We start from the raw sequence: 15,942 nt of genomic DNA, 5'->3' as shown, positions 1-15,942 counted from the left end.
GTGCTGCCGCCCGAGGTCGCCGCCGCGCCGACGCCGGCGCCGGAGGAGGCGGTGCGGACGCTGGTGCGCCGGTCGGCCCGGGCGCTCGGGGTGGCCGACCTGCGGGCGCTCGCCGACTACTTCCGGCTGAAGACCGCCCAGGTGCGCCCGGCGGTCGACGACCTGGTGGACGCCGGGGAGCTGCTGCCGGTGTCGGTGCGCGGGCTGGACCGGCCGCACTGGCTGTGGCACGAGTCCCGGCTGCCGCGGCGGGTGGCCGGCCGGGCGCTGCTCAGCCCGTTCGACTCGATGGTCTTCGAGCGCCAGCGGCTGCAGGACCTCTTCGACTTCCGCTACCGGATCGAGATCTACGTGCCGGCGCCGAAGCGGCAGTACGGCTACTACGTCTACCCGTTCCTGCTCGGTGAGCGGCTGGTGGCCCGGGTCGACCTCAAGGCCGACCGGGCTACCGGCGTCCTGGTGGTCAAGGCCGCCTGGGCCGAGCCGGACGCCCCCGCCGAGACAGCGCCGGAGCTGGCCGCCGAGCTGGCGCTGATGGCGTCCTGGCTGGGGCTGGACGACGTGGCGGTGGACGAACGCGGCGACCTGGCAGCGGCCCTCCGACGGGCGGTCGCCCTCAGCCGGTGAACGACTCCAGCACGGCCGGCGCCAGCTCGCGGTCGGCGTAGACCAGCCGGACGGCGTCCGGGTCGGGGTTGCCGGCGTCGGGCCCGCGCCAGCGCAGCACCAGCCCGGCCCGTTCGGCCGCCGCCTTCGACCCGGTGTTGTGCTCCACCAGGTAGGCCACCACCGGCAGCTCCGGGCGGACACGTCGGGCGGCCGGCAGCGCGGCGGCGATGATCTCCTGGGCCAGCCCCCGCCCCCGGTAGGCCGGGGCCAGGCGGTAGTAGAGGTTCCACCCGACGTCGTCGCGCATCGAGCAGCCGCCGATCCCGACCAGCGCCCCCGCCTCCGGTCCCTCACGCCGGCGCGCCACCCAGGCGCCGAGGCCGTGCTCGGCCCAGCTGCGCTCGTAGCCCGCCAGCAGCTGCTCGGTGTCCTCGCGGGTGCGGTGCCGGCCGGTGGGGAGGTGGCGCCAGCTGTCGGGGTCGGCGTGCAGCGCGAACAGCTCGGCGAGGTCGTCCGGCCCGGGCCGGGTGAGCCGAAGCCGGGGTGTCTCCACCGGTGACAGCGGTGGCGTCATCAGCGCACCCCGGTCGGGCGGAACTGGATGGACACCCGTGGGCCGACGTCGCGGGCGGTCTTGGGGATGGCGTGGTCCCAGGTGCGCTGGCAGGAGCCGCCCATGACGATGAGGTCGCCGTGGCCGAGCGGCAGCCGACGGGAGTCGCCGCCGCCGCGGGGTCGCAGCGCCAGTGTCCGGGCCGCCCCCACCGACACGATCGCGACCATCGTGTCGACGTCGCGCCCCTGGCCGATCCTGTCTCCGTGCCAGGCCACCGAGTCGCGGCCGTCGCGGTAGTAGCACAGCCCCGCGGTGGTGAACGGCTCACCCAGCTCGGCGGCGTAGCGCTCGGTGAGGGCGTCGCGGGCGGCGTCCAGCACCGGGTGCGGGAACCGCTCGGTCGCACCGTAGAACTTCGTCAGCCGCGGGACGTCGACCTCGCGCTCATACATCTGGCGCCGCTCGGCGTGCCAGGGCACCACCTCGACCAGGTGGCTGAGCAGGGCGTCCGCCCCGGACAGCCAGCCCGGCAGCAGGTCGACCCAGGCGCCACGGCTGAGCGGTACCCGGTGCACCGCGTCCAGCGGACCCAGGCCGACCGGGTCGGCGTCGAAGAGCGACGTCTGCAGCGCCACGCCGGGCGCCTCGACGACAGGTGCGTCGGTGCGGACCATCGTCGTCCTCCCTCGAATCGAACGTGTGTTCACCCTAGCAGCACCCGGGGCTCGTCAGCCGGGGCCACTACGATGGCCGAGGACCGATCGTCGATGGGAAGAGACTGCACCGTGGCACTGATGGACAAGCTGCTCCGCATGGGCGAGGGCAAGCAGCTGCGCCGCCTCCAGCGGATCGCCGAGCAGGTGAACTCCATCGAGGAGGACTTCACCGCGATGGACGACGACGAGCTGCGTGGACAGACCGCGGACTTCCGGGCCCGGCTGGAGAAGGGCGAGTCCCTCGACGACCTGCTGCCCGAGGCCTTCGCCACCGTCCGCGAGGCGAGCCGCCGGGTGATCGGCAAGCGCCACTTCGACGTCCAGCTGATGGGCGGGGCGGCGCTGCACCTGGGCAACATCGCCGAGATGAAGACCGGTGAGGGCAAGACCCTGGTGGCGACCCTGCCGAGCTACCTCAACGCGCTCACCGGCAAGGGCGTGCACGTGGTCACCGTGAACGACTACCTGGCGAAGTTCCAGTCCGAGCAGATGGGCCGCATCCACCACTTCCTCGGCCTGGAGACCGGCGTCATCCTCTCCGGCATGACGCCGGAGCAGCGGCGCGCCGCCTACGCCTGCGACATCACCTACGGCACCAACAACGAGTTCGGCTTCGACTACCTGCGCGACAACATGGCGCTCAAGCTGGAGGACTGCGTGCAGCGCGGCCACCACTTCGCCATCGTCGACGAGGTCGACTCCATCCTCATCGACGAGGCCCGCACCCCGCTGATCATCTCCGGCCCGGCGCAGGAGAGCCACGAGTGGTACCCCGAGTTCGCCAAGATCGCGGCGAAGCTGCAGCGCGACGTCCACTACGAGGTGGACGAGAAGAAGCGCACGGTCGCGATCGTCGAGGCCGGTATCGACTTCGTCGAGGACCGGCTCGGCATCGACAACCTCTACGAGTCGGCCAACACCCCGCTGATCTCCTACCTCAACCAGTCGATCAAGGCCAAGGAGCTGTTCCTGCGCGACCGCGACTACGTGGTCGCCGACGGTGAGGTGCTGATCGTCGACGAGCACACCGGCCGCACGCTGACCGGCCGGCGCTACAACGAGGGGCTGCACCAGGCCATCGAGGCCAAGGAGAAGGTGCAGATCAAGGACGAGTACCAGACGCTGGCCACCATCACCCTGCAGAACTTCTTCCGGATGTACGACAAGCTCGCCGGCATGACGGGCACCGCGCTCACCGAGGCGGCGGAGTTCCAGAAGATCTACGGCCTGGGCGTGCTGCCGATCCCGACCAACAGGCCGATGATCCGCACCGACGAGAAGGACCTCATCTACCGCACCGAGGAGGCGAAGTTCGCCGCCGTGGTGGCCGATGTCGTCGAGCGGCACGAGAAGGGTCAGCCGGTGCTCATCGGCACCGCCTCGGTGGCCAAGTCGGAGATCCTCTCGACGCTGCTGAAGAAGGCCGGCGTCAAGCACGAGGTGCTGAACGCGAAGAACCACGCGCGGGAGGCCGCGATCGTGGCCGAGGCCGGGCGCAGGGGCGCGGTCACCGTCGCCACCAACATGGCCGGCCGCGGTACCGACATCATCCTCGGCGGCAACGCCGAGTTCCTGGCCGACCAGGTGCTGCGCAAGCAGGGCCTCGACCCGGTCGAGCACGCCGAGGAGTACGAGGCGCGCTGGGCCGAGACGCTGGAGGCGATCGAGGCCGAGGTGGCCAGCGAGCACGAGGAGGTCGTCGCGCTCGGCGGTCTGTACGTGGTCGCCTCCGAGCGCCACGAGTCGCGCCGGATCGACAACCAGCTGCGCGGTCGTTCCGGCCGTCAGGGCGACCCGGGTGAGAGCCGCTTCTACCTCTCGCTGGGCGACGACCTGATGCGGCTGTTCAAGTCCGACGTCGTCGAGTGGGTGCTGCAGGCGCTGAAGATCCCCGACGACCAGCCGATCGAGAACAAGCGGGTCTCCAGCGCGATCGCCAGCGCCCAGGCGCAGGTGGAGGCGCAGAACTTCGAGATCCGCAAGAACATCCTGCGCTACGACGACGTGATGAACCGCCAGCGTCACGCCATCTACGGCGACCGCCGCAAGGTGCTCGAGGGCGCCGACGTGGAGGCCCAGCTGCGCTCGGCCACCGCCCAGGTGGTGGAGAGCACGGTGCGCACCCACACCGTCGGGTTCGTGGAGGACTGGGACCTCGAGCAGCTGTGGACCGAGATGTCGCAGATCTACCGGGTCGGTCTGGACCGTGAGGACTACGAGGGCGTCGACCTGACCGCCGACGACCTGGTCACCGCGTTCGTGGCCGACGCCACCCGGGCCTACGACGAGCGGGAGGCCGAGCTCGGCGAGGAGAACATGCGCGAGCTGGAGCGGCAGGTGCTGCTCACCGTGCTCGACCGCAAGTGGCGCGAGCACCTCTACGAGATGGACTACCTGCGTGAGGGGATCGGGCTGCGGGCGATGGCCCAGCGTGACCCGCTGGTGGAGTACCAGCGCGAGGGCGGCGACATGTTCAACCAGATGATGGCCGCCTTCACCGAGGAGGTCGTCGGCTACCTGTTCAACCTCGACGTCAAGGTCTCCCAGGTGCCGAAGGTGGGCGTCGTCCCGGGTGCCGACGGCAGCGCCAGGCCGGTCACCGTGGGCGATCTCCAGCAGCGGATCGCCTCCGGACCGGATCCGGACTCCGGCGGCACCGAGGTGCGCCGCGACGGCGAGCCGTCCCCGGCCGACGCCGACGTCCAGCCCGACACCGACACCCCGGCCACCGACGCGGCCCAGCCCGACGACGGCTCCCCGGCCGGCGCGGTCGCCGCGACCCCGGGCCGGCCGACCATCTCGGCCAAGGGGCTGGGCGGCGGGCAGAGCCGTGGCCGGCTCAGCTACAGCTCACCGGGTGAGGACGGACGGGCCAGCACCGCCACCGGCACCGCGGAGCAGGACGCCTACGCCGGCGTCGGCCGCAACCAGCCGTGCCCCTGCGGGTCGGGCAAGAAGTTCAAGCAGTGCCACGGAGCGCGCAGCTGACGGGGCCGGGCCGCGGGCCCGTCTCCAGATCGGTGCAGCGCCAGCGCTGACCACCGGTCGTCAGCCGCATCGCCCAGGCCAGCGAGCGCCCGGCGGAGTGCAGCCGGATGCTCACCTCGGCCACGTCGGGGCGCGGGTGCTGCACCCGGAGCGAGCACAGCTGGGCCGGCGGGTGCCGTCGCGAGCGCCGGCGCAGGCCGCGCTCGACGGCGAGCTGGGTGAGCACCGCCTCGGTGAACCAGCTCTCCAGCTGGGTGGCCGGACGGCGGCCGTCCAGCGACTCCAGCACCAGCCGCACCAGGGCGGCCGCGGTCCGGGCGGCACCGGGCAGCAGCGGCTGCTCCGGCCCGGGGGCGCGCAGCAGCGGCGGCTCCTCGCCGAACAGCGTCGGCTGGTCGGCGGGGACGGCCGGGGCGACGGCGTCGCGGACCACCGGCGGGTGCTGGACGGGCAGGGGCAGGACGCTGATCGTCATGCTCGCCTAGCCTGGTACCCGGCGACGTCTCCCGCGGGCGCCGTCGACGGATCTGTGGACAAGTGCCGGAGGAGGGGCCGATGGCCGACCGTCTGACCGCCGCCGAGGACGCCCTGCTGGCGCTGGACACCGCCCACCACCCCAACCACGTGGGCACCGTCGACGTGTTCCGCCCCGGCCCGGGTGGTATCGACCACGAGCGGCTGGCGGCGCTGGTGGAGGACCGGCTGGCCTACGTCCCGCGCTACCGGATGCGGCTGCGCTCGGTGCCGTTCAACCTCGCCGCACCGGTCTGGGTGGAGGACGACGGGTTCGACCTCAGCTTCCACGTCCGCCGCTCCGCGCTGCCGCGTCCGGGCTCGCTGGAGCAGCTGCGCGAGTTCGTCGGCCGGGTGATGGCCCGTCGGCTGGACCACTCCCGCCCGCTGTGGGAGATGTACCTGGTCGAGGGGCTGGACGACGACCGGCTGGCGGTCATCACCAAGACCTCCCAGCTGCTGGTCGACGGCGAGGACCACGTCGACATCGGTCAGGTGCTGCTGGAGGAGGTGGCCGACGGCGGCGACCTCGCCACCCCGGCCTGGGAGCCCCGGCCCGAGCCCGGCCCGGTGGACCTGCTGGTGCAGACGGCGGTCGAGACGGCCCGGGACCCGTTCGTGCTGGTCGACGGGGTGCGCCGCGGGGTGACCAGCGTGCTCGGCACCGCGGTGGCGGTGGGGGAGGCGGTCGGCGGGTTCGGCGAGACGATCGGCGGGCTGGCCACCGACCTGATGACCGGGGCCCGGCCACCGGCGGACTCGCCGCTGACCGGCGTGGTCTCCCAGCAGCGCCGGTTCGCCTGCGCGGTGCTGCCGCTGGAGGACCTGCGGACGCTGCGGGTGGCGCACCGGTGCACGATCAACGACGTGGTGCTGGCGGTGCTCACCGGGGCGCTGCGCTCCTGGTTCGCCGCTCGCGGCCAGCAGCTCACCCGCTCCCAGCTGACCGCCTGCGTGCCGATGAGCGTGATCGACGAGGACGGCACCCCGTCCTCCCTCGGCAGCCGGGTGGCCCCGCACCTGATGCGGCTACCGGTGGGGGAGCCCAACGCGCTGATGCGGCTGCACCAGGTCTCCTACGGCACCAAGGCCCACAAGGACACCGGGCTGGCGGTGGACGCCCGCAGCATCATCGACATCGCCGGGTTCGCCCCGACCACCCTGCACCACCTGGGCGCCCGGGTGACCAGCCAGCTGGTGCGGCGTCCGCACGACCTCGTCATCACCAACGTGCCCGGCCCGCAGCACCCGGTCTACCTCGACGACGCCGAGCTGGTGGCCAGCTTCCCGGTGCTGCCGCTGACCGCCGGCCACATCCTCACCATCGGCGTCACCTCCTACAACGGGGAGGTGTTCATCGGCTTCAACGGTGACCGGGACGAGGCCAGCGACCTCGACGTGCTGGCCCAGTGCGTCGGGGACGCGCTGGAGGAGCTGAGCGCCACCGTGGAGCACTCCCGCTCGACCCGCACCCCGACCCGCCCGCGGCGCCGCGGCGACGGCTGAGCGCGCCGGTGGTCGTCACGGCCGCGGAACACGCCGCCGACGGATCGTCACCTGCAGCGGCTAGGTTCTCGTCCATGGCCCCCCTGCGCAGCGGTCCCGTGTCCGGCCCCCCGGGAACGGGGGAGTGGACCCGGTCGGAGCTGCGGTTGCAGCTCGACCACACCGCCGGCGGTCGCTGGACGGGGCTGCGCTCCGGCGACCACACCTGGCTGACCGAGGACGCCGCGGGGCTTGAGCGTCTGGTCGTGGGCGAGCGGGACGTCTCCCCGCCGGACCGGCCGTGGCGCCCAGCGGCGGCGGTCGACCGCCTCGGCCAGCCGTCGGGACCGCCCGGCTGGCGGGTGGAGACCGACGGTGCGGCGCTGTCGCGGACCGTGCACGGCCTCTCCGGAGCGGTCCGGATCGGCTACCGGGTGGCCGCCGGTGCCCCGTGGCACCACCGGGTCGAGCTGCCGCTGCGCACCACCGGGGACGGGGCGGAGCTGCACGGCGACCCCGCCGGGCTGGTCGAGGTGTCGGGCTGGGCGCACTGCTGGGTGGTCGACGGGCACGAGGCGCTCGGCCTGCACTGGACCACCGAGCAGCGTGACGACATCGCCCTGCTCGGGCTGGCGACGACCTCGGTCGACGGGCTGCACCGGGTGGCGCTCGGCGTCGGCTCGGCCGAGGTGCCCGTGCCGGCCCGGCGCGACTTCGGCTGGCGGCTGGTCCTCACCGCGTGGCGGAGCTGAGCGCTCCGACGACGACGGCGCCGGGAGCCTCGCGGAGAGGCGTCCCGGCGCCGTCAGGTCGTGCGGTGCCGCCGGTCAGCGGTCCTCGTCCCGCTCCGGCGCGGGCTCCTCGCGCTCGAGCCGCGCGGCCTCGGCCGACGCCGCGAACTCCGGCGTGTCGAACACCTCGCCGTTCAACGGGTCCGTGGGCAGCGCGTCGTCGGCCACCTCGACCGCACCGCTGCGCGGGTCCACCGCGACGGTGTGGCCGGGGATGTCCTGCACGGCGACCACCAGCCCGCCGGCCTGCGGAGTGCTGATGCCCTCGCGCGAGGGGGCGAGCCCGGCGAAGGTGGTGGAGATGCCGCCGCGCCGGCGTCCCCGGGGAGCGGAGCCCTCGGGTTCGGGCTGCACCGGGACGTCCCCGGCGGTGGCCACCCGCAGGTAGCGCGGCGTCGTGGCCAGGTCGTAGCGGAACGCCTTCAGCAGCGCCGCGCAGGCCAGCACCATGATGATCGAGAACGGTACGGCGGTGGCGATGGAGGCGGTCTGCAACGCCGTCAGCGACGCGGTCGGGTCCTCGGCGGTGCCGCCGACCAGAAGCAGCACGGCCGCGGCGACACCCTCCAGCACGGCCCAGTAGACCCGGGTCAGCTTGGGCGTCTCCAGATCACCGCCGGTGGAGAGGATGTCGATGACCAGCGAGCCGGAGTCGGAGGAGGTGACGAAGAAGAACACGATCACCGCGATCGCCAGCACGCTGGTCACCTGGGCCAGCGGGAACTCGGCCAGCAGCTGGAACAGCGCGGTGTTGGAGTTCACCGAGAAGCCGCCTTCGGGGAACCAGACGCTCTCGGTGCCCGCGTCCCAGGTCGTCAGCCCCTCGGTCGGGCGCCCCTGCGGCGCGGCCGCGATCTCGTCCCGGGCCCGCAGGATGCCGGTCTCGCCGAAGATGGTGAACCACAGCGCACCGATCAGGGTGGGAGCCACCAGCACACCGGTGATGAACTCGCGGATGGTGCGGCCGCGGGAGATCCGGGCGATGAACATGCCGACGAACGGCGCCCAGCTGACCCACCAGCCCCAGTAGAAGATCGTCCAGTCGCCCAGCCAGGTGTCGTCGGCCCACGGGGCGGTGCGCAGCATCATCTCCGGCAGCGCGCCGACGTAGCCGCCGAGGTTCTGCACGAAGGCGGTCAGGATGAACAGGGTCGGGCCCAGCAGCAGCACGAACAGCGCCAGCACCGCGGCCAGCACCATGTTGATGTTCGACAGCCACTTCAGGCCCTTGGTGACACCGGTGACCACGGAGAACGTGGCGATCGCGGTGATGATGGCGATGATGACGACCGTCCAGGTGGCGTTCACGTCCAACCAGCCCAGGTACTCCAGACCGGCCGCGATCTGGGTGACGCCGATGCCGAGGGAGGTGGCGACGCCGAACAGGGTGCCGATGACGGCGATGGCGTCGATCGCGTGGCCGAGCGCGCCCTCGATCGCCTTGCGGCCGAACAGCGGCTCCAGCAGCCAGCGCACCGACAGCGGGCGTCCCTTGCGGTAGGTCATGTAGGCCAGGCCCAGACCGACCACGACGTAGATCGACCAGGCGTGCAGACCCCAGTGGAACAGGGTCAGCTCCATCGCCTGGTTGGCGGCCTCGTCGGTGCCGGGCGGGACGCGGCCGGCCTGCGGCGGGATGACGAAGTGCGACAGCGGCTCGGCGACGCCGTAGAAGACCAGACCGATCCCCATGCCGGCGCTGAAGAGCATCGCGAACCAGGAGAACATGCCGAACTCGGGCTTCTCGTCGTCGCGTCCCAGCCTGATCGACCCCACCCGGCTGAACGCGCAGAAGACGGCGAACACCACGAAGACGGTGGCGGCCAGGATGTACCACCAGCCGACGCCGTCGGTGATCGCGCTGTTGAGCGCGGTGAAGGTGTCGGAGGCGGTCTGGCTGCTCACGGCGGCGAAGACCACCAGCCCGATGATGACGATCGAGGCCGGGATGAAGACGGGCTTGTGGATGCCGCGCCAGGAGTCGGTCAGTGCTCTCATGCATTCCTCACTGCGGGCACGCCGGTGCGTGGCCCGCGGATCCGCGGACGTGAACTGTCGACCAACCTAGGAAACCCGCCCGGCGGAGGACAAACCGGGATCACGACCTGATGGCGCCCACACGTCGTCGGCGGCCGTGCAGCCCGAGCCTACGCCGGGCGCCGACGCCCCCGGTAGAGCCGTAGGAGCAGCAGCAGGGCCGCCAGGTTGGCCACCACCACGACCAGGCCGAGCGGGCCGGCCGTCCCGTCGCTGAGCAGGCCGACCACCGGCGCGGCCGCCCCGGCCACCGCGAACCGCCCGGCACCGAGCACGGCGGTGGCGGTGCCGGCGGTGCGGGCATGGTGCTCCAGCGCCAGCGTGGTGGTGGTGGGCATGCAGAAGCCGAGGCTGCCGATGATGATGCCGAGCGGGATGATCGCGCCGAGCAGCCCGGTGCCGAGGACCGAGAGCACCCACATCGTGATCGCGGCCAGCAGGCCCAGCGCGAGCGCGCCGCCCAGCACGACCGGCGCGCCGAACCGGCGCACCAGCACCGGGGTCAGCTGGGTGCCGGCGATGAGCAGCAGACCGTTCAGCCCGAACACCAGGGCGAACTGCTGGGGGTTGAGCCCGTAGCCCTCCTGGAAGATGAAGGAGGAGCCGGAGACGTAGCTGAACAGGCAGATCGAGTTGGCCACGGCGACCACCACCATGACGACGAAGTGCCGGTCGGAGAGCACCCGTCGGTAGGCGCCCAGCGTCGAGCCGAGACCGGCGGGCAGGCGCCGCTCGGGCGGCAGCGTCTCGGGGAAGCGGAGCAGGGCGACCACCAGCAGCAGCACCGCGGCCACGGCGAGGAAGACGAACACCCCCTGCCAGGTGGTGACGGCCAGCAGCACCCCGCCCAGGCTGGGGGCGAGGATGGGCGCCAGCCCCATCACCAGGGACAGCTGGCTGAGCGTGCGCACCACCCCGAGGCCGTCGAAGAGGTCACGCACCACCGCCATCGCCACCACGGCCAGGGCGGAGCCGAAGAAGCCCTGCAGCAGGCGCAGCGCCACCACCAGCTCCAGGGTGGGGGCCAGCGCGATGAGCACCGAGGCGAGGATGTGCCCGCACAGCCCGATGACGATCGGGATGCGCCGGCCGATGGTGTCCGACAGCGGCCCGTTCACCAGCTGGCCGAGGCCGAGCCCGAGCAGCATGGTGGTCAGCGTCAGCTGCACCTGGGACTCGGTGGCCTCCAGGTCGACGGCCATCTCGGGGAACCCGGGCAGGTAGGTGTCGATGGTGAGCGGTCCGAGCGCGGTCAGCGAGCCGAGCAGCAGGATGAGGGCGAAGCCCCGCAGCGGTTGGCCGGCCGGGCCGGTGTGCTCGCTCACTCGTCGCCTGCGGCGGGGTGGCCGGTGCTGGTCGTCACCCGCCGATCCTAGGGGCCGCGGCGACGGTCGCCGTCGCTAGAGTCCGGACCGCTAGAGTGCGGATCCCAGTGCGTCGGAGGAGTCATCATCAGAGCCGAACCCAGCGACCAGCTGCGCCTGTTGGACCTGCAGGCCCTCGACACCCACATCGCTCAGCTGTTGCACCGCAAGCGGACCCTGCCCGAGCTCGCCGACATCAAGCGGCTGGAGCGGGACCAGGAGGCGCTGGCCGACGAGCTGGTCGCCGCCGACACCCGGGTCTCCGACCTCGAGACCGCGCTGCGTCGTGCCGAGGCCGACCTGGAGCCGGTGCGCCAGCGACGCACCCGCGACCAGGAGCGGATCGACGGCGGGACGGCCGGTGACCCCAAGGCGCTGCGGGCGATGATCGAGGAGGTCGAGCACCTGACCGCCCGGATCGCCACGCTGGAGGACGCCGAGCTGGAGGTGATGGAGGCCCTGGAGACCGCCACCGCGGAGCGGGCCGAGCTGGGCCGTCGGGCCGAGGCGCTGGAGCAGCAGCTGGCCACCTACCGCGCCGCACGCGACACCAAGGTGGCCGACATCGACGCGGAGGGACGGGGGCTGGTCCGCGAGCGCAACCAGCTGGCCCCGCAGCTGCCCCCCGACCTGCTCGCGCTCTACGACAAGCTGCGGGCGGCCCAGGGCAGCGGTGCGGCGGCGCTGCGCCAGCGCCGGTGCCAGGGGTGCCTGATCGAGCTCAACGCCGCCGACCTGCGCGCCTTCGCCGAGGCGCCCGCCGACCAGGTGCTGCGCTGCGAGGAGTGCAGCCGGATCCTCGTGCGCACCCCGGAGTCGGGGCTCTGAGGTGCCTGCCCGCCAGGTGAGGCTGCCGGCCTCGCAGCTGCCGGCCGGGCTGGCTGAGGGCCTGGCCGCGCTGGAGGGCGAGCTGGGGGTGCGGGCGGAGTTCGACGCCGACGTGCTGGCCGAGGCCGAGCGGGCGGTGGCCGAGGTGGACGTCCCCGCGCTCGACCTGACCGGGCTCGAGCTGGTGACGATCGACCCGCCCGGCTCCCGCGACCTCGACCAGGCGCTGTTCGTCGAGCGGCGGGGGAGCGGCTACCGCGTGCACTACGCGATCGCCGACGTCGCCTCCTTCGTCCGCCCGGGTGGTGCGCTGGACGCCGAGACGCACCGTCGGGGCCAGACGCTGTACGCCCCGCACCGGCGGATCCCGCTGCACCCCACGGTGATCAGCGAGGACGCCGCCAGCCTGCTCCCCGGCCAGCCGCGCCCGGCGGTGGTGTGGCAGGTCGACCTGGACGCCGACGGCGCGTTCGGCTCCAGCAGCTGCCGTCGGGCGCTGGTGCGCAGCCGTGAGCAGCTCAGCTACGCCGAGGCCCAGCGGCGGATCGACGACGGCTCGGCGTCGGACAGCCTGCGGCTGCTGCGCGAGGTGGGTCTGCTGCGCGAGGAGCAGGAGCGCAGCCGCGGCGGGGTGAGCCTGCCGATCCCCGAGCAGGAGGTGCGGGTGGGGACGTCCGGGGCGTGGGAGCTGGGGTACCGCTCGCCGCTGCCGGTGGAGGGCTGGAACGCCCAGGTGTCGCTGCTCACCGGGATGGTGGCCGCGGAGATGATGCTCTACGCCGAGGTCGGGGTGCTGCGCACGCTGCCACCGGCGGAGAACGCGGGCCTGGCGCGGCTGCGGCGGACCAGCCAGGCGCTCGGCATCCGCTGGCCCGGCGAGATGGACTACCCCGAGTTCGTGCGCGGCCTCGACCCCGCGGAGCCGGCCCACGCGGCGATGCTGCGTGCCTGCACCACCCTGTTCCGCGGGGCGGGCTACGTCGCGTTCTCCGGCAGCGTGCCGACGACGGTGGCGCACGCGGCGATCGCGGCCGAGTACGCCCACACCACCGCCCCGCTGCGCCGGCTGGTGGACCGCTACGTGCTGGCGACCTGCCTGGCCCTGTGCGCGGACGAGCCGGTGCCGTCGTGGGTGCTGCGGGCGCTCGACGGGCTGCCGGAGGTGATGGCCGGGACGGGTCGGCGGGCCGGCGCCTACGAGCGGCGGATCATCGACCTGACCGAGGCGCTGGTGCTGGCCCCGCGGGTGGGCGAGACGTTCACCGGGGTGGTGGTCGACGTCGACGAGCACGAGCCCGGTGAACCGGTCCGGCGGGGACGGCTGGTGGTCGCCGAACCGGCGGTGGAGGGCGCCGTCACCGGGGACGGTCTGCGGCTCGGGGCCGAGACCACGGTCCGCCTCGTCGAGGCCGACGTCGAGCGCGCGCTGGTGCGGTTCGAGACGGCCCGCCCGTGCGGCGAGCGGGACACTGCGACGAAGGAGGCCCGATGAGCGAGTCCATCGACTACGAGGCGTTGTTCGACGCCGCGCCGACCCCGTACCTCGTGCTCAGCCCGGACCTGGTCGTCGTCGGCATGAACAGGGCCCGGGAGGAGGTGACCGGACGGCGCCGGGAGGACGTCATCGGCAAGGGGCTCTTCGAGGCCTTCCCCGACCCGCCGGGCGACGAGACGGCGACCGGGGTGCAGAACCTGCGCGCCTCCCTCGAGCGCGTCCTGGCGACCCGGCGTCCGGACACGATGCCGATCCAGCAGTACGACCTCCCCGATCCTGCGACGGGTGAGTGGGTCGAGCGGTGGTGGAGCCCGGTCAACGTGCCGATCCTCGACGACGACGGCGAAGTCGTCTGGCTGGTGCACCGGGTCACCGAGGTGACCGAGTGGATGCAGCTGCGGAAGCGGCGGCAGCAGGCCACCGACCCGACCCTCGACGAGTCCGACAGCGACCTGTACGCGCGGGCGCAGGAGCTGCACGCGGCGTGGATGCAGGCGAGCTCGGACGTGGAGCACTTCCGGGTGGCGATGCAGACGCAGCGGGTCATCGGGCAGGCGGTCGGCCTGCTGATGGCGAAGCTCGGGGTCGACGCGGAGGGCGCCTTCGCCCTGCTCGCCAAGGAGTCCCAGTACAGCAACACCAAGCTGCGGGACGTCGCGGCCCAGCACGTCGCCCGGCACGGCGGCTGACGGCCCGGGCCCGGGTGGGGTGGACGAGCCGGCCGATAAGCCGGATTCTGTGACCCTCGCGGGCCGGTGATCATCCATCTGCGACCGCTGTCGCCAGCGGCCTGGTGCGGCCTACCCGGGAGCTCGGGCGAGCAGCCCTCAGGCACTCCCGCGACCGTGCGCGGCACGGTCTTCTTGGCCTTGCTCCAGGTGGGGTTTACCGAGCCACCCCAGTCACCTGGGGTGCTGGTGGTCTCTTACACCACCGTTTCACCCTGACCTCTCCCTCGAGAGAGGCGGTCTGCTTTCTGTGGCACTGTCCCGCGGGTCGCCCCGGGTGGGTGTTACCCACCACCTCGCTCTGTGGAGTCCGGACTTTCCTCGATCCTGTCGGACCGCGATCACCTGGCCGGCTCGTCCAGCCGACCATGCTAGCGCGGGCCGACCGTGCTCTCGCGCACCTGCAGCGACCACGGCACCTGGACCGACTCCGGTCCGTCGGTGGCGTCCTCGATCCGGGCGATGAGCAGACGCAGCGCCTCCCGGGCGAGCACCTGCAGGTCCGCGGCCACGGTGGTCAGCGACGGGCTGGTGTAGCGGCCCTCGGCGATGTCGTCGAAGCCGGCCACCGCCACCTGCTCGGGCACCCGGACACCGGCCTCCGCGCAGGCCCGCAGCGCACCGACCGCCATCAGGTCGTTGAAGCAGAAGACGGCGTCCGGGCGCTCGGGCAGGGCCAGCAGCTCGTGCATGGCGCGCCGGCCGTCCTCGCGCCCGTACTGGGCGACCCCGCGCACCAGACCGGGATCGACCGGGAGCCCCGCGGCGGCCAGCGCCTGCTGGTAGCCGTCCAGCCGGACCGAGGCGGTGCCCCGCACCGACTCCCGTCCGATCGCGGCCACCCGCCGCCGGCCCAACGAGACCAGGTGCTCGGTGACGCTGCGGGCGGCGGCGACGGAGTCCACCGCGACGTGGTCGTAGCCCGGCGGGACGGCACGCTCGCCGAGCAGCACCATCGGCAGCTGGTCGGCGCGGTCGGCGATCTCGTCGGCCGAGAGGGCCAGCGGGGAGAAGATCACCCCGTCGATGAGGTGGGTGCGCACGCCGTCGAGCACGAGACGCTCGGCGGCGGCGTCGGCCCCGGTGGTGTCGAGCAGCATCAGGTAGCCCAGCCGGGTGGCCTCGGCGCTGACCAGGGCGGCCAGCTCGGCGAAGTAGGGCGACTCCATCGCCGGCACCGCGAGGGCGAGGAACCCGGCCTTGCCGTGCTTGAGCTGGCGGGCGCTGAGGTTGGGCCGGTAGTGCAGCTCGCGGATGGCCTGCTCGACCCGGGCCCGGGTGGCCGGGGTGATGTGCGGGTAGTTGTTGATGACGTTCGAGGCCGTCTTGACCGACACCCCGGCCCGGGCGGCGACGTCCTTCAACCGCGCGGTGGGCGTCCGCCCGGCCGGACGCCCCGCTCCTGCAGCCACCATGCCCGGCAGCCTAGACGACGCTTTACATCCGAGGTCAACCGTTGTAGAAATAGCCACCACGTGCGCTTCAACCGTTGTAGAACGGGCCGTGGCGCGGGAACTCGACGAGGAGGGCAGCGGTGCAGGTCGACGACGCCGTCACCGGCCGGGGGAGTGTCCCCGCGGCAGCTGCCGCCCCGTTCCCGCCCATCGGCGCTGCGCTCCCCGGCTGATCGACTCCGTCGACTCCCGACTGATCCCTCCTGTGGAAAGGACCCTCCTGATGCCCTCACCGACGACCTCCGGTCTCACCCGACGGGGCCTCCTCGCCGGTTCGCTCGGCGCGGCGGCCGCGCTCGGTCTGGCCGGCTGCGGCGCGGGCTCGAGCGGTGTGCCGGGCGGCAACCAGGCGCCGGCACCCTCGGGCGATGGCGGCGC

At 72.9% G+C, this 15,942-nt stretch carries 13 protein-coding genes and 1 other RNA gene; 7 read left to right on the top strand and 7 right to left on the bottom strand.

The annotated features are described in order from the left end of the window. On the top strand, nucleotides 1-627 hold a 627-nt coding region (locus DVA66_RS07110; RefSeq protein ID WP_198671554.1), incomplete at its 5' end, for a DNA glycosylase AlkZ-like family protein. On the opposite strand, the gene DVA66_RS07105 is transcribed toward DVA66_RS07110, so the two are convergent. Both DVA66_RS07105 and DVA66_RS07100 read right to left on the bottom strand, forming a co-directional pair. After that, nucleotides 617-1,183, bottom strand: a complete 567-nt coding sequence (locus DVA66_RS07105) for a GNAT family N-acetyltransferase (protein ID WP_114559443.1) — start codon at nucleotides 1,181-1,183, stop codon at nucleotides 617-619. The two genes, DVA66_RS07110 and DVA66_RS07105, sit on opposite strands and share 11 nt — an antisense overlap. Beyond that, a complete protein-coding gene (locus tag DVA66_RS07100; RefSeq protein ID WP_114559442.1) occupies nucleotides 1,183-1,839 on the bottom strand; it encodes an alpha-ketoglutarate-dependent dioxygenase AlkB in 657 nt (218 codons plus the stop codon). Before DVA66_RS07100 ends, DVA66_RS07105 begins: the two co-directional genes overlap by 1 nt. Before the next feature lie 120 nt (nucleotides 1,840-1,959). Between DVA66_RS07100 and secA the strand changes: the two genes are divergently transcribed. Beyond that, complete coding sequence (secA, locus tag DVA66_RS07095; protein WP_114559444.1) at nucleotides 1,960-4,869, top strand: preprotein translocase subunit SecA; 2,910 nt, start codon at nucleotides 1,960-1,962, stop codon at nucleotides 4,867-4,869. Here the strand turns inward: secA and DVA66_RS07090 are convergent. Continuing rightward, nucleotides 4,841-5,344, bottom strand: a complete 504-nt coding sequence (locus DVA66_RS07090) for an Rv3235 family protein (protein ID WP_114559441.1) — start codon at nucleotides 5,342-5,344, stop codon at nucleotides 4,841-4,843. The genes secA and DVA66_RS07090 overlap by 29 nt on opposite strands. An 80-nt stretch (nucleotides 5,345-5,424) precedes the next feature. Between DVA66_RS07090 and DVA66_RS07085 the strand changes: the two genes are divergently transcribed. Beyond that, a complete protein-coding gene (locus DVA66_RS07085) occupies nucleotides 5,425-6,888 on the top strand; it encodes a WS/DGAT/MGAT family O-acyltransferase (RefSeq protein WP_114559440.1) in 1,464 nt (487 codons plus the stop codon). A gap of 74 nt (nucleotides 6,889-6,962) precedes the next feature. Beyond that, entirely contained in the window at nucleotides 6,963-7,619 is a 657-nt protein-coding gene (locus tag DVA66_RS07080) for a hypothetical protein (RefSeq protein WP_114559439.1), read from the top strand. Between the two features lie 75 nt (nucleotides 7,620-7,694). Here the strand turns inward: DVA66_RS07080 and DVA66_RS07075 are convergent, their stop codons facing one another. Both DVA66_RS07075 and DVA66_RS07070 read right to left on the bottom strand, forming a co-directional pair. Next, on the bottom strand, nucleotides 7,695-9,656 hold the full coding sequence (locus DVA66_RS07075; protein WP_114559438.1) for a BCCT family transporter: 1,962 nt from the start codon (nucleotides 9,654-9,656) through the stop codon (nucleotides 7,695-7,697). Between the two features lie 149 nt (nucleotides 9,657-9,805). After that, on the bottom strand, nucleotides 9,806-11,020 hold the full coding sequence (locus DVA66_RS07070) for a Bcr/CflA family efflux MFS transporter (RefSeq protein WP_114559437.1): 1,215 nt from the start codon (nucleotides 11,018-11,020) through the stop codon (nucleotides 9,806-9,808). A 159-nt stretch (nucleotides 11,021-11,179) separates the two neighbouring features. Here DVA66_RS07070 and DVA66_RS07065 point away from each other — a divergent pair, with 159 nt between their 5' ends. From DVA66_RS07065 to DVA66_RS07055, 3 genes are read left to right on the top strand one after another with little or no spacing between them, the layout of a single operon-like run. Then, a complete protein-coding gene (locus tag DVA66_RS07065) occupies nucleotides 11,180-11,887 on the top strand; it encodes a zinc ribbon domain-containing protein (protein WP_198671553.1) in 708 nt (235 codons plus the stop codon). 16 nt (nucleotides 11,888-11,903) lie between these two features. Further along, nucleotides 11,904-13,379 (top strand): RNB domain-containing ribonuclease, encoded by a 1,476-nt coding sequence (locus DVA66_RS07060; protein ID WP_232821815.1) that lies wholly within the window; start codon nucleotides 11,904-11,906, stop codon nucleotides 13,377-13,379. Beyond that, complete coding sequence (locus tag DVA66_RS07055; protein ID WP_114559434.1) at nucleotides 13,376-14,071, top strand: ANTAR domain-containing protein; 696 nt, start codon at nucleotides 13,376-13,378, stop codon at nucleotides 14,069-14,071. Before DVA66_RS07060 ends, DVA66_RS07055 begins: the two co-directional genes overlap by 4 nt. 20 nt (nucleotides 14,072-14,091) lie before the next feature. Here the strand turns inward: DVA66_RS07055 and rnpB are convergent. Together rnpB and DVA66_RS07045 are read right to left on the bottom strand one after the other, a co-directional pair. After that, an RNA gene (gene rnpB / locus DVA66_RS07050) (RNase P RNA component class A) lies at nucleotides 14,092-14,467 on the bottom strand. A 14-nt stretch (nucleotides 14,468-14,481) separates the two neighbouring features. Continuing rightward, a complete protein-coding gene (locus tag DVA66_RS07045; protein WP_114559433.1) occupies nucleotides 14,482-15,525 on the bottom strand; it encodes a LacI family DNA-binding transcriptional regulator in 1,044 nt (347 codons plus the stop codon). Nucleotides 15,526-15,942 lie beyond the last annotated feature (417 nt).

It is taken from the genome of Desertihabitans aurantiacus (genome assembly GCF_003344635.1).
In the GTDB taxonomy this organism is placed as follows: domain Bacteria; phylum Actinomycetota; class Actinomycetes; order Propionibacteriales; family Propionibacteriaceae; genus Desertihabitans; species Desertihabitans aurantiacus.
This window is presented reverse-complemented; position numbering and strand designations above follow the sequence as displayed.

Excerpts from the sequence above, each read along its gene's own strand:
- DVA66_RS07105 (WP_114559443.1), bottom strand. The coding sequence starts at position 1,183 with ATGACGCCACCGCTGTCACCGGTGGAGACACCCCGGCTTCGGCTCACC.
- DVA66_RS07100 (WP_114559442.1), bottom strand. The coding sequence starts at position 1,839 with ATGGTCCGCACCGACGCACCTGTCGTCGAGGCGCCCGGCGTGGCGCTG.
- secA (WP_114559444.1), top strand. The coding sequence starts at position 1,960 with ATGGACAAGCTGCTCCGCATGGGCGAGGGCAAGCAGCTGCGCCGCCTC.
- DVA66_RS07090 (WP_114559441.1), bottom strand. The coding sequence starts at position 5,344 with ATGACGATCAGCGTCCTGCCCCTGCCCGTCCAGCACCCGCCGGTGGTC.
- DVA66_RS07085 (WP_114559440.1), top strand. The coding sequence starts at position 5,425 with ATGGCCGACCGTCTGACCGCCGCCGAGGACGCCCTGCTGGCGCTGGAC.
- DVA66_RS07080 (WP_114559439.1), top strand. The coding sequence starts at position 6,963 with ATGGCCCCCCTGCGCAGCGGTCCCGTGTCCGGCCCCCCGGGAACGGGG.
- DVA66_RS07075 (WP_114559438.1), bottom strand. The coding sequence starts at position 9,656 with ATGAGAGCACTGACCGACTCCTGGCGCGGCATCCACAAGCCCGTCTTC.
- DVA66_RS07055 (WP_114559434.1), top strand. The coding sequence starts at position 13,376 with ATGAGCGAGTCCATCGACTACGAGGCGTTGTTCGACGCCGCGCCGACC.
- DVA66_RS07045 (WP_114559433.1), bottom strand. The coding sequence starts at position 15,525 with ATGGTGGCTGCAGGAGCGGGGCGTCCGGCCGGGCGGACGCCCACCGCG.